Origin of the sequence: Pseudomonas sp. MPFS, from assembly GCF_022537035.1 — a bacterium.
Lineage (GTDB): Bacteria > Pseudomonadota > Gammaproteobacteria > Pseudomonadales > Pseudomonadaceae > Aquipseudomonas > Aquipseudomonas sessilinigenes.
In genome coordinates, this window is sequence record NZ_CP066123.1 from 4539828 (window position 1) to 4555272 (window position 15445).

At 62.8% G+C, this 15445-nt stretch carries 10 protein-coding genes and 1 pseudogene; 3 read left to right on the forward strand and 8 right to left on the reverse strand.

Annotation, left to right across the window (positions count from 1 at the left end):
* Positions 1-28 precede the first annotated feature (28 nt).
* A pseudogene (locus I9018_RS20815) lies at positions 29-226 on the forward strand (transcriptional regulator); the annotation flags it as partial.
* A gap of 72 nt (positions 227-298) precedes the next feature.
* Here the strand turns inward: I9018_RS20815 and cysS are convergent.
* Together cysS and I9018_RS20825 are read right to left on the reverse strand one after the other, a co-directional pair.
* Positions 299-1681, reverse strand: a complete 1383-nt coding sequence (gene cysS / locus I9018_RS20820; RefSeq protein WP_241107393.1) for a cysteine--tRNA ligase — start codon at positions 1679-1681, stop codon at positions 299-301.
* A gap of 18 nt (positions 1682-1699) precedes the next feature.
* The gene (locus I9018_RS20825) at positions 1700-3397 is read right to left on the reverse strand and encodes a glutamine--tRNA ligase/YqeY domain fusion protein (RefSeq protein ID WP_068582514.1); all 1698 of its coding nucleotides are present in this window, start codon (positions 3395-3397) and stop codon (positions 1700-1702) included.
* A 269-nt stretch (positions 3398-3666) separates the two neighbouring features.
* On the opposite strand from I9018_RS20825, the gene I9018_RS20830 reads away from it, so the two are divergent.
* The gene (locus I9018_RS20830; RefSeq protein ID WP_068582517.1) at positions 3667-4170 is read left to right on the forward strand and encodes a peptidylprolyl isomerase; all 504 of its coding nucleotides are present in this window, start codon (positions 3667-3669) and stop codon (positions 4168-4170) included.
* Positions 4167-4919: a UDP-2,3-diacylglucosamine diphosphatase gene (lpxH, locus tag I9018_RS20835; RefSeq protein WP_241107394.1), complete on the forward strand. Its 753-nt coding sequence runs from the start codon at positions 4167-4169 to the stop codon at positions 4917-4919. Before I9018_RS20830 ends, lpxH begins: the two co-directional genes overlap by 4 nt.
* 99 nt (positions 4920-5018) lie before the next feature.
* Here the strand turns inward: lpxH and I9018_RS20840 are convergent, their stop codons facing one another.
* From I9018_RS20840 to I9018_RS20865, 6 genes are all read right to left on the reverse strand, one after another.
* Positions 5019-6548 carry a DHA2 family efflux MFS transporter permease subunit gene (locus tag I9018_RS20840; RefSeq protein WP_241107395.1) on the reverse strand — a complete coding sequence of 510 codons (1530 nt, stop codon included), beginning with the start codon at positions 6546-6548 and terminating at the stop codon, positions 5019-5021.
* A gap of 68 nt (positions 6549-6616) precedes the next feature.
* Positions 6617-7816 (reverse strand): HlyD family efflux transporter periplasmic adaptor subunit, encoded by a 1200-nt coding sequence (locus I9018_RS20845; protein WP_068582558.1) that lies wholly within the window; start codon positions 7814-7816, stop codon positions 6617-6619.
* A gap of 15 nt (positions 7817-7831) precedes the next feature.
* Positions 7832-9301 carry an efflux transporter outer membrane subunit gene (locus I9018_RS20850; protein WP_241107396.1) on the reverse strand — a complete coding sequence of 490 codons (1470 nt, stop codon included), beginning with the start codon at positions 9299-9301 and terminating at the stop codon, positions 7832-7834.
* Entirely contained in the window at positions 9298-9771 is a 474-nt protein-coding gene (locus I9018_RS20855; protein WP_068582552.1) for a MarR family transcriptional regulator, read from the reverse strand. The genes I9018_RS20850 and I9018_RS20855 overlap by 4 nt, the downstream gene beginning before the upstream one ends.
* A 245-nt stretch (positions 9772-10016) precedes the next feature.
* Positions 10017-13688, reverse strand: a complete 3672-nt coding sequence (locus I9018_RS20860; protein ID WP_241107397.1) for a translocation/assembly module TamB domain-containing protein — start codon at positions 13686-13688, stop codon at positions 10017-10019.
* A complete protein-coding gene (locus I9018_RS20865; RefSeq protein ID WP_241107398.1) occupies positions 13685-15412 on the reverse strand; it encodes an autotransporter assembly complex family protein in 1728 nt (575 codons plus the stop codon). Before I9018_RS20865 ends, I9018_RS20860 begins: the two co-directional genes overlap by 4 nt.
* Positions 15413-15445: the final 33 nt, after the last annotated feature.

The following is a 15445-nucleotide window of genomic DNA, read 5'->3' on the forward strand; positions in this document are numbered from 1 at the left end:
GGCGCCACGCCCTCCCCTCTTCCCACGCACCGCCACCGAGGTGATGAATATCCGCCAGCAACTCAACCTCTCGCGCTCGGTATTCGCCATGTACCTGCGCACCAACACCCGGACCCTGGAGAACTGGGAACAGGGCCGCGCTCCCCCCAATGCCCAGGCCACTACCCTGATACGCCTGGTGGAGCGCTATCCCGACACGGTGGAACGCCTCGCTTCGCTGGCCTGAGCCAGCAGGCAGCGTTCAACAGGCAACAAAAAACCCGCGCCAGGCGGGTTTCTTGTTGTAGCGAACGTCGGCTCAGTCAGCCAGGCGCCAGGTAGTGCCGCCCTTGCCATCTTCCAGGATCACGCCCATGGCGGTGATCTGGTCGCGGATTCGGTCGGATTCGGCCCAGTCCTTGTTGGCACGAGCCGCCAGGCGAGCCTGGATAAGCGCCTCGACCTGCTCTGCATCGACCCGATTGCCAGCACCGGCCTGCAGGAAGTCCTCGGCCTCCAGCTGCAATACGCCCAGCACATCGGCCAGTTGCCGCAAGCGGGCCGCCAGGCCAGCCGCCGCATCGAGGTCGCTCTCACGCAGGCGGTTGATCTCGCGCACCATCTCGAACAGCACGGCACAGGCTTCCGGGGTACCGAAGTCGTCGTTCATCACCTGGGTGAAACGCTCGACGAAGGCCTCGCCGCCGGCAGGGGCCACTTTCGGCAGGCCCTTGAGCGCGTGGTAGAACCGCTCCAGGGCGCCCTTGGCGTCCTTGAGGTTGTCTTCCGAGTAGTTGATCGCGCTGCGGTAGTGGCTGGACACCAGCAGGTAGCGCACCACCTCCGGATGGTACTTGTCGAGCACGTCGCGAATGGTGAAGAAGTTGTTCAAGGACTTGGACATCTTCTCGCCGTTGATGCGAATCATGCCGCAGTGCATCCAGGCATTGGCGTAGGTCTTACCGGTGGCTGCCTCGCTCTGGGCGATCTCGTTCTCGTGGTGCGGGAACTCCAGGTCGCTGCCACCGCCATGGATGTCGAAGGTCTCGCCCAGGCAGCAGGTGGACATCACCGAGCACTCGATATGCCAGCCCGGACGCCCGGCGCCCCACGGCGACTCCCAGCTCGGCTCGCCCGGCTTGGTGGCCTTCCACAGGACGAAGTCCAGCGGGTCCTGTTTCGCTTCGTCGACCTCGATCCGCGCACCGATACGCAGGTCCTCGATCTTCTTGCGCGACAGCTTGCCGTAGCCCATGAACTTGGCGACGCGGTAGTACACGTCACCATTGCCAGGCGCGTAGGCATAACCCTTGTCGATCAAGGTCTGGATCATGCTCAGCATGCCAGGGATATGATCCGTGGCCCGTGGCTCCAGGTCCGGCTTCTTGATGTTCAGCCGGGCCTCGTCCTCGTGCATGGCCGTGATCATGCGCTCGGTCAACGCGTTGTACGGCTCGCCGTTCTCCCGTGCCCGATTGATGATCTTGTCTTCGATATCGGTGATGTTGCGCACGTAGGTCAAGTTGTAGCCGCTGAAACGCAACCAGCGGGTCACCAGGTCGAAGGCGACCATGCTGCGGCCGTGGCCGATGTGGCAGTAGTCGTACACGGTCATCCCGCACACGTACATGCGCACATTGTTGCCATCCAGGGGCTTGAAGACTTCTTTGCTCTTGGTGAGCGTGTTGTAGATCGTTAGCACGTTAGTTCCTTGACTGAATCACTGACCCCAGGAGTCGCGCAGGGTCACGGTACGGTTGAATACCGGGGCACCTGGTTTCGAGTCCTTGATATCCGCGCAGAAGTAGCCTTCGCGCTCGAACTGGAAACGGTCCTCCGGCTGTGCGTTGCCCAACGAGGGTTCGGCACGACAACCAGTGAGCACTTGCAGGGAGTCAGGGTTGATGTTGTCCAGGAAACTGGCGCCGTCCTCGGCCTTCTCCGGGTTCGAGGAACGGAACAGGCGATCGTACAGGCGTACTTCGCACTCGACGCTGGCGGCGGCCGGCACCCAGTGGATCACGCCCTTGACCTTGCGGCCCTCCGGGTTCTTGCCCAGGGTGTCCGGATCGTAGGAGCAACGCAGTTCGACGATGTTGCCATCGGCATCCTTGATCGCCTCGTCGGCGCGGATCACGTAGCTGCCGCGCAGGCGCACTTCACCGGCCGGCTCCAGGCGCTTGTAGCCTTTTGGCGGCTCTTCCATGAAGTCGTCACGATCGATGTAGATTTCACGGGCGAATGGCAGCACGCGCACGCCCATGTCTTCTTTCGGATGACGCGGCAGCTCGAGGTTCTCGACCTGGCCTTCCGGGTAGTTGGTGATCACCACCTTCAATGGACGCAGCACGCACATGGCACGCGGGGCGCTCTGGTCGAGGTCGTCACGAATGCTGAATTCGAGCATGCCGAAATCCACCACGCCGTCGGAACGGTTGGTGCCGATCATCTCGCAGAAGTTACGGATCGACTTGGGGGTGTAGCCACGACGGCGGAAGCCCGACAGGGTCGACATGCGCGGGTCGTCCCAGCCGTTGACGTGCTGCTCGTCCACCAGTTGCTTGAGCTTGCGCTTGCTGGTGATGGTGTAGTTCAGGTTCAGGCGGCTGAACTCGTACTGGCGTGGCTTGCACGGCACCGGCAGGTTGTCCAGGAACCACTCGTACAGCGGACGATGGCTTTCGAACTCCAGGGTGCAGATCGAATGGGTGATGCCTTCGATGGCGTCCGACTGACCGTGGGTGAAGTCGTAGATCGGGTAGATGCACCACTTGTCACCGGTCTGGTGGTGATGGGCATGGCGAATGCGGTAGAGGATCGGGTCGCGCAGGTTCATGTTCGGCGAGGCCATGTCGATCTTGGCCCGCAGTACGCGTTCACCGTCCTTGAACTCGCCGGCCTTCATGCGGGCGAACCAGTCCAGATTCTCTTCCACCGAGCGCTCGCGGAACGGGCTGTTCTTGCCCGGCTCGGTGAGGGTGCCACGGTATTCCTTGGCCTGCTCGGGAGTCAGGTCGTCGACATAGGCCTTGCCCGCCTTGATCAGCTCCACCGCCCAATCGTGCAACTGGTCGAAATATTGCGAGGCATAGCGCACTTCACCGGCCCACTCGAAGCCCAGCCACTTGACGTCGCGCTCGATGGCGTCGATGTACTCCTGGTCTTCCTTGGCCGGGTTGGTATCGTCGAAACGCAGGTGGGTGACGCCGCCGAATTCCTGGGCCAGGCCGAAGTTCACGCAGATCGACTTGGCATGACCGATGTGCAGGTAGCCGTTGGGCTCCGGCGGGAAGCGGGTCACGATCTGAGAGTGTTTACCCGAATCCAGGTCCGCCTGGATGATCGGGCGCAGGAAGTTGACCGGTACGGCCGGTCCAGTCTTGGAATTGGAGGTAGGGTCGACAGTGGGCTTGCTCATAGGATCCTTGAACGTACAAGTGCGCGGCCGGATGCGGCCTGATAAATCAAAACGGATATCATAGCCGATGCTGTCAAGTGCCTGACAGAGCGCAGCTTTAAAACTGCGGCTATTAATAGCAGGCAAGTTAAAAAACCACCTCGAAATTCGCGGCTCTCAGGCTAAACTGCGCTCCTTGGCCGCAGGATGCGCCAGATCGGTCCGGACCGCTTGCCTGTCCCGGCCCCGAAGATTTCTTGAAAACGCTTTCCTTATAAAGAGTACCGACCATGACCCAAGTCAAACTGACCACCAACCACGGCGAGATCGTGCTGGAACTGAACGCCGAGAAAGCCCCGTTGACCGTGGCCAACTTCGTCGAATACGTGAAAGCCGGTCACTATGAAAACACCGTCTTCCACCGCGTCATCGGTAACTTCATGATCCAGGGCGGTGGTTTCGAACCTGGCATGAAAGAGAAGAAAGACAAGCGTCCAAGCATCCAGAACGAAGCGGACAACGGCCTTTCCAACGACAAGTACACCATCGCCATGGCCCGCACCATGGAGCCGCATTCGGCCTCCGCGCAGTTCTTCATCAACGTCACCGACAACAGCTTCCTCAACCACAGCGGCAAGACCGTGCAGGGCTGGGGCTACGCAGTATTCGGCAAGGTGATCGCCGGCACCGAAGTGGTCGACAAGATCAAGGGCGTGGCCACCACCATGAAGGCCGGCCACCAGGACGTACCCGCAGAAGACGTGATCATCGAGAAAGCCGAGATCATTGAGTGATACTGCTGATTTCAGACCTGCATCTGGAAGAGCAACGCCCGGACATCACCCGGGCGTTTCTGGATTTACTCGGTGGCCGCGCCCGCGGCGCCGAGGCGCTGTACATCCTCGGCGACTTCTTCGAGGTATGGATCGGCGACGATGCCATGACCCCCTACCAGCTTTCTATCTGCCAGGCATTGCGGGAACTGAGCGACAGCGGTACGCAAGTCTTCCTGATGCATGGCAATCGCGACTTCCTGCTCGGCAAGGCCTTCTGCAAGGCCGCCGGCGCCACCCTGCTCAAGGACCCCTGCGTCGTCGAGTTATACGGCGAACCGGTGCTGCTGATGCACGGTGACAGCCTGTGCACTCGGGACGAGGCTTACCAGCGCATGCGCCGTTACCTGCGCAACCCGCTGAGCCTGTGGATCTTGCGAAACCTGCCACTGCGCACCCGGCACAAGCTGGCACGCAAGCTGCGCAACGAAAGCCGGGCGCAGACCCGCATGAAGGCCAACGATATTGTCGATGTGACCCCCGACGAAGTACCGAGGGTGATGCAACAGCACGGTGTACGCACCCTGGTGCATGGCCATACCCATCGTCCGGCGATCCACAAGCTGCAAATCGGCGAGCAAGCGGCCAAGCGCATCGTACTGGGCGACTGGGATCGACAGGGTTGGGCGTTGCAAGTGGATGAACAAGGCTTCCACCTGGCGGCCTTCGACTTCATGCCCTGCGTACCGGCCCTGCCCGACTCACCCTAGGCACTTGCTGCCCGGGTGATGGAGCCGACTGGCCAAGAGCCGGTTGAACCGGTGACGGATTCAACGAGCTCTTGGCTGGCACCCGGCCTTGGCCAGGCCTCAGTGCCCGGCCGACGCCGGCCCCGCCTTGGCGGCGAACGGCGGCTTGGCCAGCCACACCAGCAGGATCAGCCCCATGAAACTCCAGCCCAGCAACGTGAAGTAATCCACCGTGGACAGCATGTAGGCCTGGCTGGTGAGGATCTGGTCAAGTTGTGCATAGGCCTTGGTGCTCGCCCCGCCCAGGCTGCTCAGGGTATCCCGGGTAGCCGGATCGAAGGTGCTGATGTGCTCGCTCAGATAGGCATGGTGCTGGTCCGCCCGGCGAATCCAGATCCAGGTGGTCAGCGATGCCGCGAAGCTCCCGCCCAGGGTCCGCAGGAACGTCGCCAGGCCGGCACCATCGGCAATTTCGTGGGGCGGCAGGTCCGACATCAGGATGCTCAGGGTCGGCATGAAGAACAGCGCCACGCCAATGCCCATGAACAACTGCACCAGGGCGATGTGCTGGAAGTCCACCTCGTTGGTGAAACCGGCGCGCATGAAGCAGCTCAGGCCAATGGCCAGGAACGCCAGGCCGGCGAGCAGGCGCAGGTCGAACCGGTGGGCGTACTTGCCGACGAAGGGCGACATCACGACCGGCAGGATCCCGATCGGCGCAACGGCCAACCCGGCCCAGGTGGCGGTGTAGCCCATCTGGGTCTGCAACCATTGCGGCAGGATCAGGTTGATCCCGAAGAACCCGGCATACCCCCCTACCAGCACGATGGTGCCGATCCGGAAGTTGCGGTGGGCAAACAGCCGCAGGTTGACCACCGGATGCCGATCGGTCATTTCCCAGATCACGAAGACCGCCAGGGCGATCACCGAGACCAGCGTGCCGATAATGATGAAGCTGGACTCGAACCAATCCAGGTCGTTGCCCTTGTCGAGCACGATCTGCAACGCCCCGACCCCGACGATCAGGCTGAGCAGGCCGATGTAGTCCATCGGCTGGCGACTGGTGACCACCGGCCGCGCCTTGAGCTGCTGCATCACCACCCAGGCGGCGAACAACCCGATGGGGATGTTGATGAAGAAGATCCAGGGCCAACTGTAGCTGTCGGTGATCCAGCCCCCCAGGATCGGCCCGGCGATCGGTGCCACCACCGTGACCATCGCCAGCAATGCCAGGGCCATCCCCCGTTTCGCCGGAGGGTACACGGCAATCAGCAGGGTCTGGGTCATTGGATAAAGAGGACCGGCCACCACTCCCTGCAATACCCGAAAGCCCACCAGCTCGGGCATCGAGGTGGAAATACCACACAGGAACGAGGCCAGCACGAACAGCAGCGTGGCCCAGATGAACAGCTTCACTTCACCGAAACGTCGGCTCAGCCAGCCGGTCAACGGCAAGGCGATAGCGTTGCTCACGGCGAACGAGGTAATCACCCAGGTGCCCTGCTCCGAGCTCACGCCCAGGTTGCCGGAAATGGTCGGCAACGCCACGTTGGCGATAGTGGTGTCGAGCACTTGCATGAAGGTTGCTAGCGACAGGCCGATGGTACTCAGCAGGAGGCTGGGGGGCGTGAAAGAGGCATTATTGCTCATCGCGAATCCCTTGGAACTGGACAGGCGCCTCGGTCGCTAGGCGCAACCGAGACTGGCGGATTGGCGAATCAGCGCTTGGCGGTCTTGCCGAGGGTCGCGCTGTTGTCGTGGATCAGGCGCGCAATCAAGGCATCGGCTTCGCCCAACTGACGGTCGTAGACGTTGGTGCTGAAGGAAGCCTGCTGCGGTGGCTGCTGGGCCAGGACCGGACCGCTCTGGTCCCGCAGGTTGACGTTGACCACCGTCGACAGGCCAACCCGCAGCGGGTTCTTGGCCAACTCCTCGGCATTGATATGAATGCGCACCGGCACCCGTTGCACGATCTTGATCCAGTTACCGGTAGCGTTTTGCGCCGGTAGCAGGGAGAAGGCACTGCCAGTACCGGCACCGAGACTGTCGACCGTACCGCTGTACTTCACATCGCTGCCATAGATATCCGCCTCGATGTCCACCGGCTGGCCGATGCGCATGTCGCGCAATTGGGTTTCCTTGAAGTTGGCGTCGATCCACAGCTGGTCCAGGGGAATCACCGCCATCAGGGCCGTACCCGGCTGGACCCGCTGGCCCAACTGCACAGTGCGCTTGGCCACATAACCGGTAACAGGCGCGATCAGGGTGCTGCGGGCATTGTTCAGGTAGGCCTGGCGCAGTTGCGCAGCGGCCGACTGCACATCCGGATGGTTGGAAACCACGGTGTCGTCCACCAGGGCGTTGGTGGTGGCAAGTTGCTGCTGGGCATTGGCCAGGGCATTTTGCGCGGTGGTCAGGTCATCCCGGGCATGGGACAGCTCCTCCTGGGAAATCGCTCCGCTGGCCGCCAGGTTCTTGCGGCGACTGAAGTTGTCCTGGGCTTTTTGCACCTCGGCCTTCTGCGCCGCCACCTGGGCCCGCATGCCATCGACATTGCTGTACAGGCCGCGCACCTGGCGCACGGTACGGGCCAGGTTGGCCTCGGCGCTCTGCAGGCCGACCTGGGCATCGTTAGGGTCGAAGTTGATCAGCACCTGGCCTTCGTGCACCAGGTCGCCATCATCGGCACCAATGCTGACCACGGTACCGGTGACCAGCGGAGTGATCTCCACCACGTTGCCATTCACATAGGCATCGTCGGTGTTCTCGTTCCAGCGGCCATAGAGTTCATGCCAGGCGAATACGCCCAATCCGCCCAGGATGACGATAGCGGTCAACCCCAGGAGCATCATCTTGCGCTTGCGCGGATTGGCGTTGTCCGGAGTGCTTGCAGTGTTTTGAGTGTCGGCGTTAGCCATGACAAATACCTCGAATTATGGAGTCTGCAGGACGGCGGTCGGGCTGGCCGAAGCCAGGTTCTGGGCATCGAAGCCGCCCCCCAGGGCTTGCATCAACTGGATCGACAGATCGATCTGCTGGGCATTGAGCGTGGCCAACTGGCGCTGGGCCTGCAGCAGTTGCTGCTCGATGCTCAGCACATCCAGATAGTTGCCAATGCCGGAGCCGTAGCGCTGGACCACGGTGTCGTAGGAGTCCTGGGCAATATCGGTCGCATGTTGCTGGGCACCGATCTGCCGCCCGATGTCGCGCAACTGGGCAACGCTGTCGCTGACATCCCCCAGGGCCGTCACCAGGGTCTTGTTGTATTGGGCTACCGCCAGGTCATAGTCGGCATCCCGGGCGTCGAGACTGGCCCGCAGGCGACCGCCATCGAAAATCGGCAGCGAGACCGTCGGGGCGATAGTGAAGAACCGGCTGGCCGAGCCGAACATCGCGTCTCCCAGCAACGACTCGGCACCGGCGCTGGCGCTCAGGTTGAGGTTGGGATAGAAGCGGGTCTTGCTGGCATCGATGTCCTTGCTCGCCGCCTCCACACGCCAACGGGCCGCCACCAGGTCGGGACGACGGCCCAACAACTCGGCGGGCAGGGTCGATGGCAAGGCCACGGCACTGGCTTGCAGGACTTTCGGCCGGCTGATCTCGTCAGCCCGGCCCGGGCCTTTGCCCAGCAGCACGGCCAGGGCGATCTTCGCGCTCTGCAGTTGTTTTTCAGCATCGATCAGGCTGGCCTGGGCACCAGCCTCCAGACTCTCGGTCTGTTGATACTGGTATTGACTGTCGATCCCGGCACTCAGGCGCCGCTGGCTGAGCTCCAACATCTGCCGGGTACGCTTGAGATCCTCGGCGGCCAGGTCATGGACAATATGGGCATGCCCCAGGTCGCTGTAGGCGCGGGCGACATCGGCGGCCAGGGTCAGGCTCGCGGCCTGGCGATCGACCTCGGCGGCCCGGGCCTGGCCCAATGCGGCTTCCCAAGCGGCACGCTGGCCACCCCAGAGATCGAAGTTGTAGTTGAAGCTGGCGCTGATGTTACGCACCGTGGAGTAGGCACCACCCTGGCCACGCGGGTCCTGGTCACGAGCCAGGCGCGAACGGCTGGCACCGGCCTTGGCATCCAGGGTCGGCATTCTTTCAGCATCGGCAGCGTAGGCGGCAGCGCTGGCCTGGTGGGCCCGGGCACTGGCGATCTGCATATCCGGGCTGTCCCGCAGGGCTTCCTGGATCAGGCCGTCGAGCTGGCTGTCGCCCAGGCTCTTCCACCAGTCGCTGCGGGGCCAGGCCGCTGGCGACAGCGACACGCCATTTAAGGCCTTGCCGGTGGCCAGGCTTTGCGCCGACAGGCTCACACCCTCGGTATCCAGGCCGCTGTAGTTGGCGCAACCGGCCAGGCTCATGGCCAAGAGCACCAGGCTGACACGCGTGCGCAAGACTTTACTGCTCATTTAGCACCTACCCGCTGGATGGTGATCGGGTCACCCGCTGCCAGCAAAATTTTCTTCAGGATCTGCTCTAGCGTGCCCAGCTCCTCGGGCGTGATCGCCCCCACCAACTGGTTCATCGCTTCGGCACCGATGTGTGGCAGCCGATCCGCCAGCTTGCGTCCTTCTTCCGTGAGTAACAGTTGCACTTGGCGCCGATCGCCTTCCGAGCGTTTGCGGGCAAGAAAATCCTTTTGTTCCAGGCGGTCGAGCATGCGGGTCATCGAGCCGCTGTCCAGCGACAGGTGACGGCACAGCTCGGCCGGGGTATCGACATCGAACTGCGCCATGATGATCAGCACCTTGAACTGCGCGGCCGTGATGCCATGGGGTTCCATGTGGGTGTCGATGATCCGGTCCTTGAGCAAGGCCGCACGTCCCAGCAGCAACCCGAGATGGCAATTGTGAAAGTTGTCCGGCTGGAAATGCTTCATCTGACCACCGTTAGCTGCCTAGGCAGGGATAATGTGTCGAGATGTTACTGCCTAGGCAGCGAATGTCAACGTAATAATTAGCATGCTCTTTATTTGCAGGATGAACGCAAGCTCACAGTGGCCAGGAACCACTGCGCGAGCCCTCAGGGAAATGCAATCGAGAAAGGGCCCTGGGGCCGCCGCACTGCGGATCGATACAGGTCCTGTGGACCTTGGCGCATGCGGCGGCGACAGGGAGCGCGAGGCTAGAAGTCGCGTTTGTAGAAGATGTCCAGGGAGCTGGCGAAGCCGCTCGCGGCCTCCAGGTAGACCTTCTTGCTCAACTTGTAGCGCAGGGCAATGGTGCTGGCTGGCTCGAAGACGCCCACACCGTAGCGCAGGCTGAGCTTCTCGGAGATGCTGCCACTGGCCACCACGCTCGTCGCGTTACCAGAGCCCTGGGTGTCCAGTTGGAAGTCCTGGATCCCCAGGTTCTTGGCGATACCGCCGGTCAGCTCCGCACTCCCCATCAAACCCAGGCCAAGGGCGGCCTGGGCCAGCATGTTGTTGTCTTCGCCGTTGGAGCTCAGTGGCCGCCCCAATACCAGATAAGACAGGGCCTGCTCCTGGCCCATGGCCGGTTCGGAGAAAATCTGGGTCGTCGGCTGTTCGGCGCTCCCGCTCAAGCGAATCCCGGCAATCACATTGTCGGTCTGGCGCACCGCCTCGATATCCAGGTACGGCTGGTCGATCGGCCCGGCGAACAATAGCCGCGCCCGCCGCACGGTCAGGCGCTGGCCGTAGGCGCGATAACGTCCATCGTTGAGCCACAGCTCGCCGCGGGTATCCAGGTTGTCGCCAATATGCACATGACCTTGCAGGTTGGCGGTCAGGCCGAAACCGGAAAACGCCAGCTTGTCCTGGCCGACCTCCACATCGATGTTCATGGCCATGGCCATGGGCGCCTTGCCCTCGACGGCCTGCTGGCCAACGATCACCGTGTCATCGGAAACCTTGACCGTCGATGGCGGCAGTTCACGCACGGTGATCTGCCCCTTGGGGATCAGGACCTTGCCGACGACCGCCAGCTTGTTGTCCTGCAACGAGATTTTCAGGTCGGGCGCCACTTCCAGCGCGGCATAGGGCTCGACCGTCACCGGCAGTTGGGTCCCCTTGAGATTCAGGTCCACCAGCAGTTCGCGGCCCCAGGCGATATTGCCGTTCAGGCTGCCCTGCCCGTTCTTGCCGCCTTTCCAGCCGCCATCCAGGCGTACGCTCTCCCCCATGATCTGCGCTGTGAGCTGCAAATCCTCGAGGCTGGTGGGCAGCTCGGAACCGGAGACCTGGCCTCCAGTCAGCTGCAAATTGCCATTGACCTGCGGAGCCAGGAGGCTGCCGGACAAACGGCCACTGCCATTCAAGCTGCCGCTGAGCTTCTCCACCATGGGCACGAAGGGCCGCGCCACGGACAGGTCCAACCCGCTGAGGCGAAAGTCACCCGATAGCGGCTTGTTCTTGGGTAACGGATTGATCTGGGCCTGGACCATCAGCTCCCCGAGCTTGCCACCGACGAACTGCAACTGGGTGTCGATGCGCCTTGGAGCCAGGCGGGCGTCGAGCTTGAGGGCCTGATAGGGAAAGTCCAGCCATTGGTCCTTGTCCTTGACCCGCAAGGTACCGCCACTGGCATCCAGCAGGATCTGCCCCTTCGGGCCGCTGGCCGGCAAGTCCAACTGCACATCGGCGTTGAGCAGGCCCTTCCAGGCAAAGTCCTTGGGCAACCACTGGGCCAGGCTGTCGATGGGGAAGCGCTTGAGGTGATAGCGCAGTTTCGGGTCGGGCATCAGCCGCTGGTCTTCGCCACACAGGCTGGCGTCACCGCTGATCCAGCAATGGGCACCAAAGTTAAGCGTGCCGCTGGCCAAGCGCTCCAGCTTGGCCGGGCTTTGCAAGGCCCAGTCCTGGCCACCGCTGTGCACTTCGCCGCTGGCCAGGCGCCCACGCCAGTTCCCCTGGTCCAGGGCGCCGTCCAGGCCCAGGGCCAGTTTCAATAGCGGACCTTGCAGGTCCAGTTGCAGCTTCTGCTTCTTGATATCGCCCTGGCCCGACAGGGTCAGGGTGCCCAGGGAAGTCTCTGCGACCTGGATCCCGCCACCCTTGAGATCGAGCTGGGCCTTCTGCCCCGCATCGAGGCTGGCATCGAGCTTGAGGCTCTGCAGATGGTTATCGGCAAAGGCCAGTTGCTGCCCGGAAAGATCCACCTTGCCCTGCGGGGCCTTGAGGGTTCCTGCCAGGTCGAGTCGACCGTTGAGCTGGCCACGCAACTGCGGCCAGAGCTGGCCCAGGCGCGGCATCTTGATATCCAGCTGGCCACTGATTTTCTGCTGCAGGCTCGCCGAGCCATTGACCCGGTTGTCCCCGAGGCGAATGTCCAGGTTGCCCAGTTGCCATTGCTCCCCTGCCCCATCGGCCTTGGCCAGCAGCACCGCAGGCTGGCCGCGCAGGCGTCCCTTGAGGTCCAGATCGGCATTGAGCTTGAGTTGCTGGTTCTTCAGTTCGCCCTGGCTGCGCAACGGGCCGGCCAGGGTACCGGGCAGCTCGGCCAGCCAGTAGGCAGGGTTGATCGCCGATAGTTCCAGGGCCGTATCCCAGGCCACACCGTCGGCAAATTGCAGGTTCAGGTGCCCTTCGGCCTTGCCCTGGCCGGCAGTGAGTTGCAATTGCGGCAGGTAGAGCTTGCCCAGGTCGCCACTGAAGGGGCTGGCCAGGCTGAAAGCCCCCGCCGGACCATCCAGGTCGCCCTTGAAGTTGCCCAGGTAATTGCCATCGCGATACGCCACCTCGGCGTTGAACTTGCGCAACGCCACGGCCGGTTCGTCGATCGACGGATAAAGGCGATGCCAGGGGAAATCCAGCCAGGCCAGCCGGGCCTCGGCAGCGAACCCTTCGGTCCAATCCAACTGCCCGTCGAGCCTGAGGCTTTGCTTGTCGTTGGCCACCAGCTCCAGCGTCGAGATCTGCGCGCCCTTGGCGTCGACCTTGCCTTGCAACGACAAGGCCACGGGCCCCTGCTCAGCTGGCAGGCTGGCCTTGCCTTCAAGCAGGTAGCCATTGTGCAGGTCGCCCTTGCCGGTGAGTTCCAGCTGGTTCAGTTGCAACGTGTCCGGCAAGTCGGCACTGGCCTTGAAGCCATCGGCAGTGATCCGCACCTGGGCCGGCAGGTTCTGCACCAGGGGTTGCAGCTCGCCCGTCAGCCGTCCTTGCAGGTAACCGCTACTGTCGGCGTGCAGCGTGAGGGTCTTGAGCAGCTCGCCGTCGACCTTCAAGGCCAGGTTCCAGGGGTCTTTGCCAGGGGCTGGCAGGCCCAGCCTGCCCTCGGCCGCCAGGGGCCAGTCGCCACTGGGTTGCAGCAGGCCGGACAGCTCCAGGCTCAGGTCGTCACGCTGCAGGTGCAACGTGTCGATGCGCATGCCCTCGCCCGTCCAATGCGCCGACAATTGCAGCCCCTTGAGTTGCTCGCTGCCATCGAGCAACAGGCTGCCAACCCGGACCTGGCCCAGCTCGATGGCCAGCGGCAGGCGCAACTCCGGCAGGCTGATGGGCCCGGAGCTGTCGTCGCTACCGGGAGCGAACTGCAGGCTGACCTGCTCGGCCTCCAGGCGTTCGATGCACAGGGCCATGCGCAACAGGCAGGCGGGGGACCAGGCGAACTGCACCGTATTGATCTCGACCCGGTTGCCATCCAGCTCCCACAGCAGGCGCTCGGCGTGCCATTGGCCACCCAGGCGCCCCTCGAAACGATCCACGCTCAGCCCCGGCACCTGGCCCAGGGCCCAGCGACTGCCGGCCTGGGTCCCGAGAATGGAGGCCAGTACCAAGATGACCAGGATCACCAGCGCAAGGATCGCCAGCAACGTTATCTTCAAACCACGCGTCAAAGCTCTGGCCCCATGGAAAAGTGCAAACGTATGCCGCCGTCGTCATTCATGGCGTGAGCCAGGTCGACACGGATCGGACCGACCGGCGACACCCAGCGCACACCGACCCCGACCCCGGTCTTCAAGCTCGGCAGCTCCAGTTTGTCGAAGGAGTTGCCCTGGTCGATGAACGTCGCGATCCGCCATTTTTCAGCAACGCAGTACTGATACTCGACGCTGCCGGCCATCATGTAGCGGCCACCGATACGGTCGCCCCGGGAGTTTTTCGGTGACAGGCTCTGGTAGTCGTAGCCTCGCACGCTCTGGTCGCCACCGGCGAAGAAGCGCAGGGATGGCGGTATCGACTTGTAACCGTTGGTGGCGCTGCCGCCGAACTGGATCCGCCCGAGCAAACGGTGATCGTCCCAGACGGTGGTCAGGCCCTTGAGCAGGACCGTGCCGTACAACAGGTTGGTATCGGAGCCCAAGCCTTCCTTGGCCAGCTTGGTATCGAACTGGATGCGGTAGCCATTGTGGGGGTCGATGCGGTTGTCACTGCGCAGGTACGAATAGGTGAGGCCCGGCATCAGCAGGTTGCTCAAGCCCGAGTCGTCGCCCAACCGGTACTCTTCCCGTTGGTACTTGAGCGATACCACTCGCTGCCAGCCACTGGGCAACTTGCTGTGCCATTCAGGCCCCAGGGTCACCAGCTTGCTCAGGGTGTCGGTACCGGAAATTTCTTCGTTCTGGTACCCGCCGGCAAAGCGCAGCTTGTCGGTCAATGGTGGGTCCAGCGGAATGTCGTACCACAGGCCGACGTTCTGCCGCGGCTGGGAAACCTCGGCTTCCCAACCGTAGCTGTGGCCTTGCGGGTTGACCCAGTGCCGGGTCCAGTTGGCCTTGACCCGGGGCCCGACGTCGGTGGAGTAGCCCAGGCCCAGGCCCATGGTCCTTGGCTTGCGGGTTTCGAGCTGGACGGCCACCGGGATCACCTCGTGCTCGGCGGCGGTGGGCGCGGCGTCTACCCTCACCCCCTCGAAATAACCACTGGATTGCAGGGCGCGGTTGAGATCGGCGATCAGCTCGGAGTCATAGGGCGTTCCGGACTTGAACGGCACCATGCGCCGCAACAGGTCTTCATCGAACAGCGAATCCCCGCTGAAGCTCACCTTGCCCAGGGCGTAGCGCGGCCCGCTGTCGTAGACCAGCTCGATATCCGCCACGCCGGCCTGGGGGTCCACCCGCAGTTGCTGGCGAGTAAAGCGCCCACTGAAAAAGCCATAGCGCGAAGCCTGGTTCTGGATCAGGCGCTTGGCATCTTCATAGCGCCCATGGTTGAGCACCGAGCCAGGCTTGAGCTGCTCGCTGTCGGGCGTACGAAAGGACTTGAAGGAGGCTGCCGGGCCTTCGACACGAATGGTCACATCCCGCAGGTGCACCGGCTCGCCAGGGTCGATGCGCAACAGCAGGCGCGGCTTATCGCCGCCCCGCACTTCGCTGGAGATCAATGGCTGGTAGTAGCCCAGGGCCTGGGCGGCTTTCTTGGCTTGCTCCTCAGCACCCCGGCTGAACCTCAGCAGGGCTTCTTCATCTCGATCACCAAGATCGCCGATATAACCTTCGATATTGGCCTTAAGCTCATCGTTGGCAGGTTTTACCCTGACAGCCAATTCGCTCTGCGCCAGCGCCGCACAGCTTGTGAACAACAGCAAAAAGCCGCTGGTAAATCTTCCGGAAAACTTCATAGGCGCGGATGCTATCACGAGCTTGGGAGGGCG

What these genes read in the sequence shown, in the direction of transcription:
- I9018_RS20825 (WP_068582514.1), bottom strand. Translation starts at nt 3,397, where the DNA reads ATGAGCAAGCCCACTGTCGACCCTACCTCCAATTCCAAGACTGGACCG.
- I9018_RS20830 (WP_068582517.1), top strand. Translation starts at nt 3,667, where the DNA reads ATGACCCAAGTCAAACTGACCACCAACCACGGCGAGATCGTGCTGGAA.
- I9018_RS20840 (WP_241107395.1), bottom strand. Translation starts at nt 6,548, where the DNA reads ATGAGCAATAATGCCTCTTTCACGCCCCCCAGCCTCCTGCTGAGTACC.
- I9018_RS20845 (WP_068582558.1), bottom strand. Translation starts at nt 7,816, where the DNA reads ATGGCTAACGCCGACACTCAAAACACTGCAAGCACTCCGGACAACGCC.
- I9018_RS20850 (WP_241107396.1), bottom strand. Translation starts at nt 9,301, where the DNA reads ATGAGCAGTAAAGTCTTGCGCACGCGTGTCAGCCTGGTGCTCTTGGCC.
- I9018_RS20855 (WP_068582552.1), bottom strand. Translation starts at nt 9,771, where the DNA reads ATGAAGCATTTCCAGCCGGACAACTTTCACAATTGCCATCTCGGGTTG.
- I9018_RS20865 (WP_241107398.1), bottom strand. Translation starts at nt 15,412, where the DNA reads ATGAAGTTTTCCGGAAGATTTACCAGCGGCTTTTTGCTGTTGTTCACA.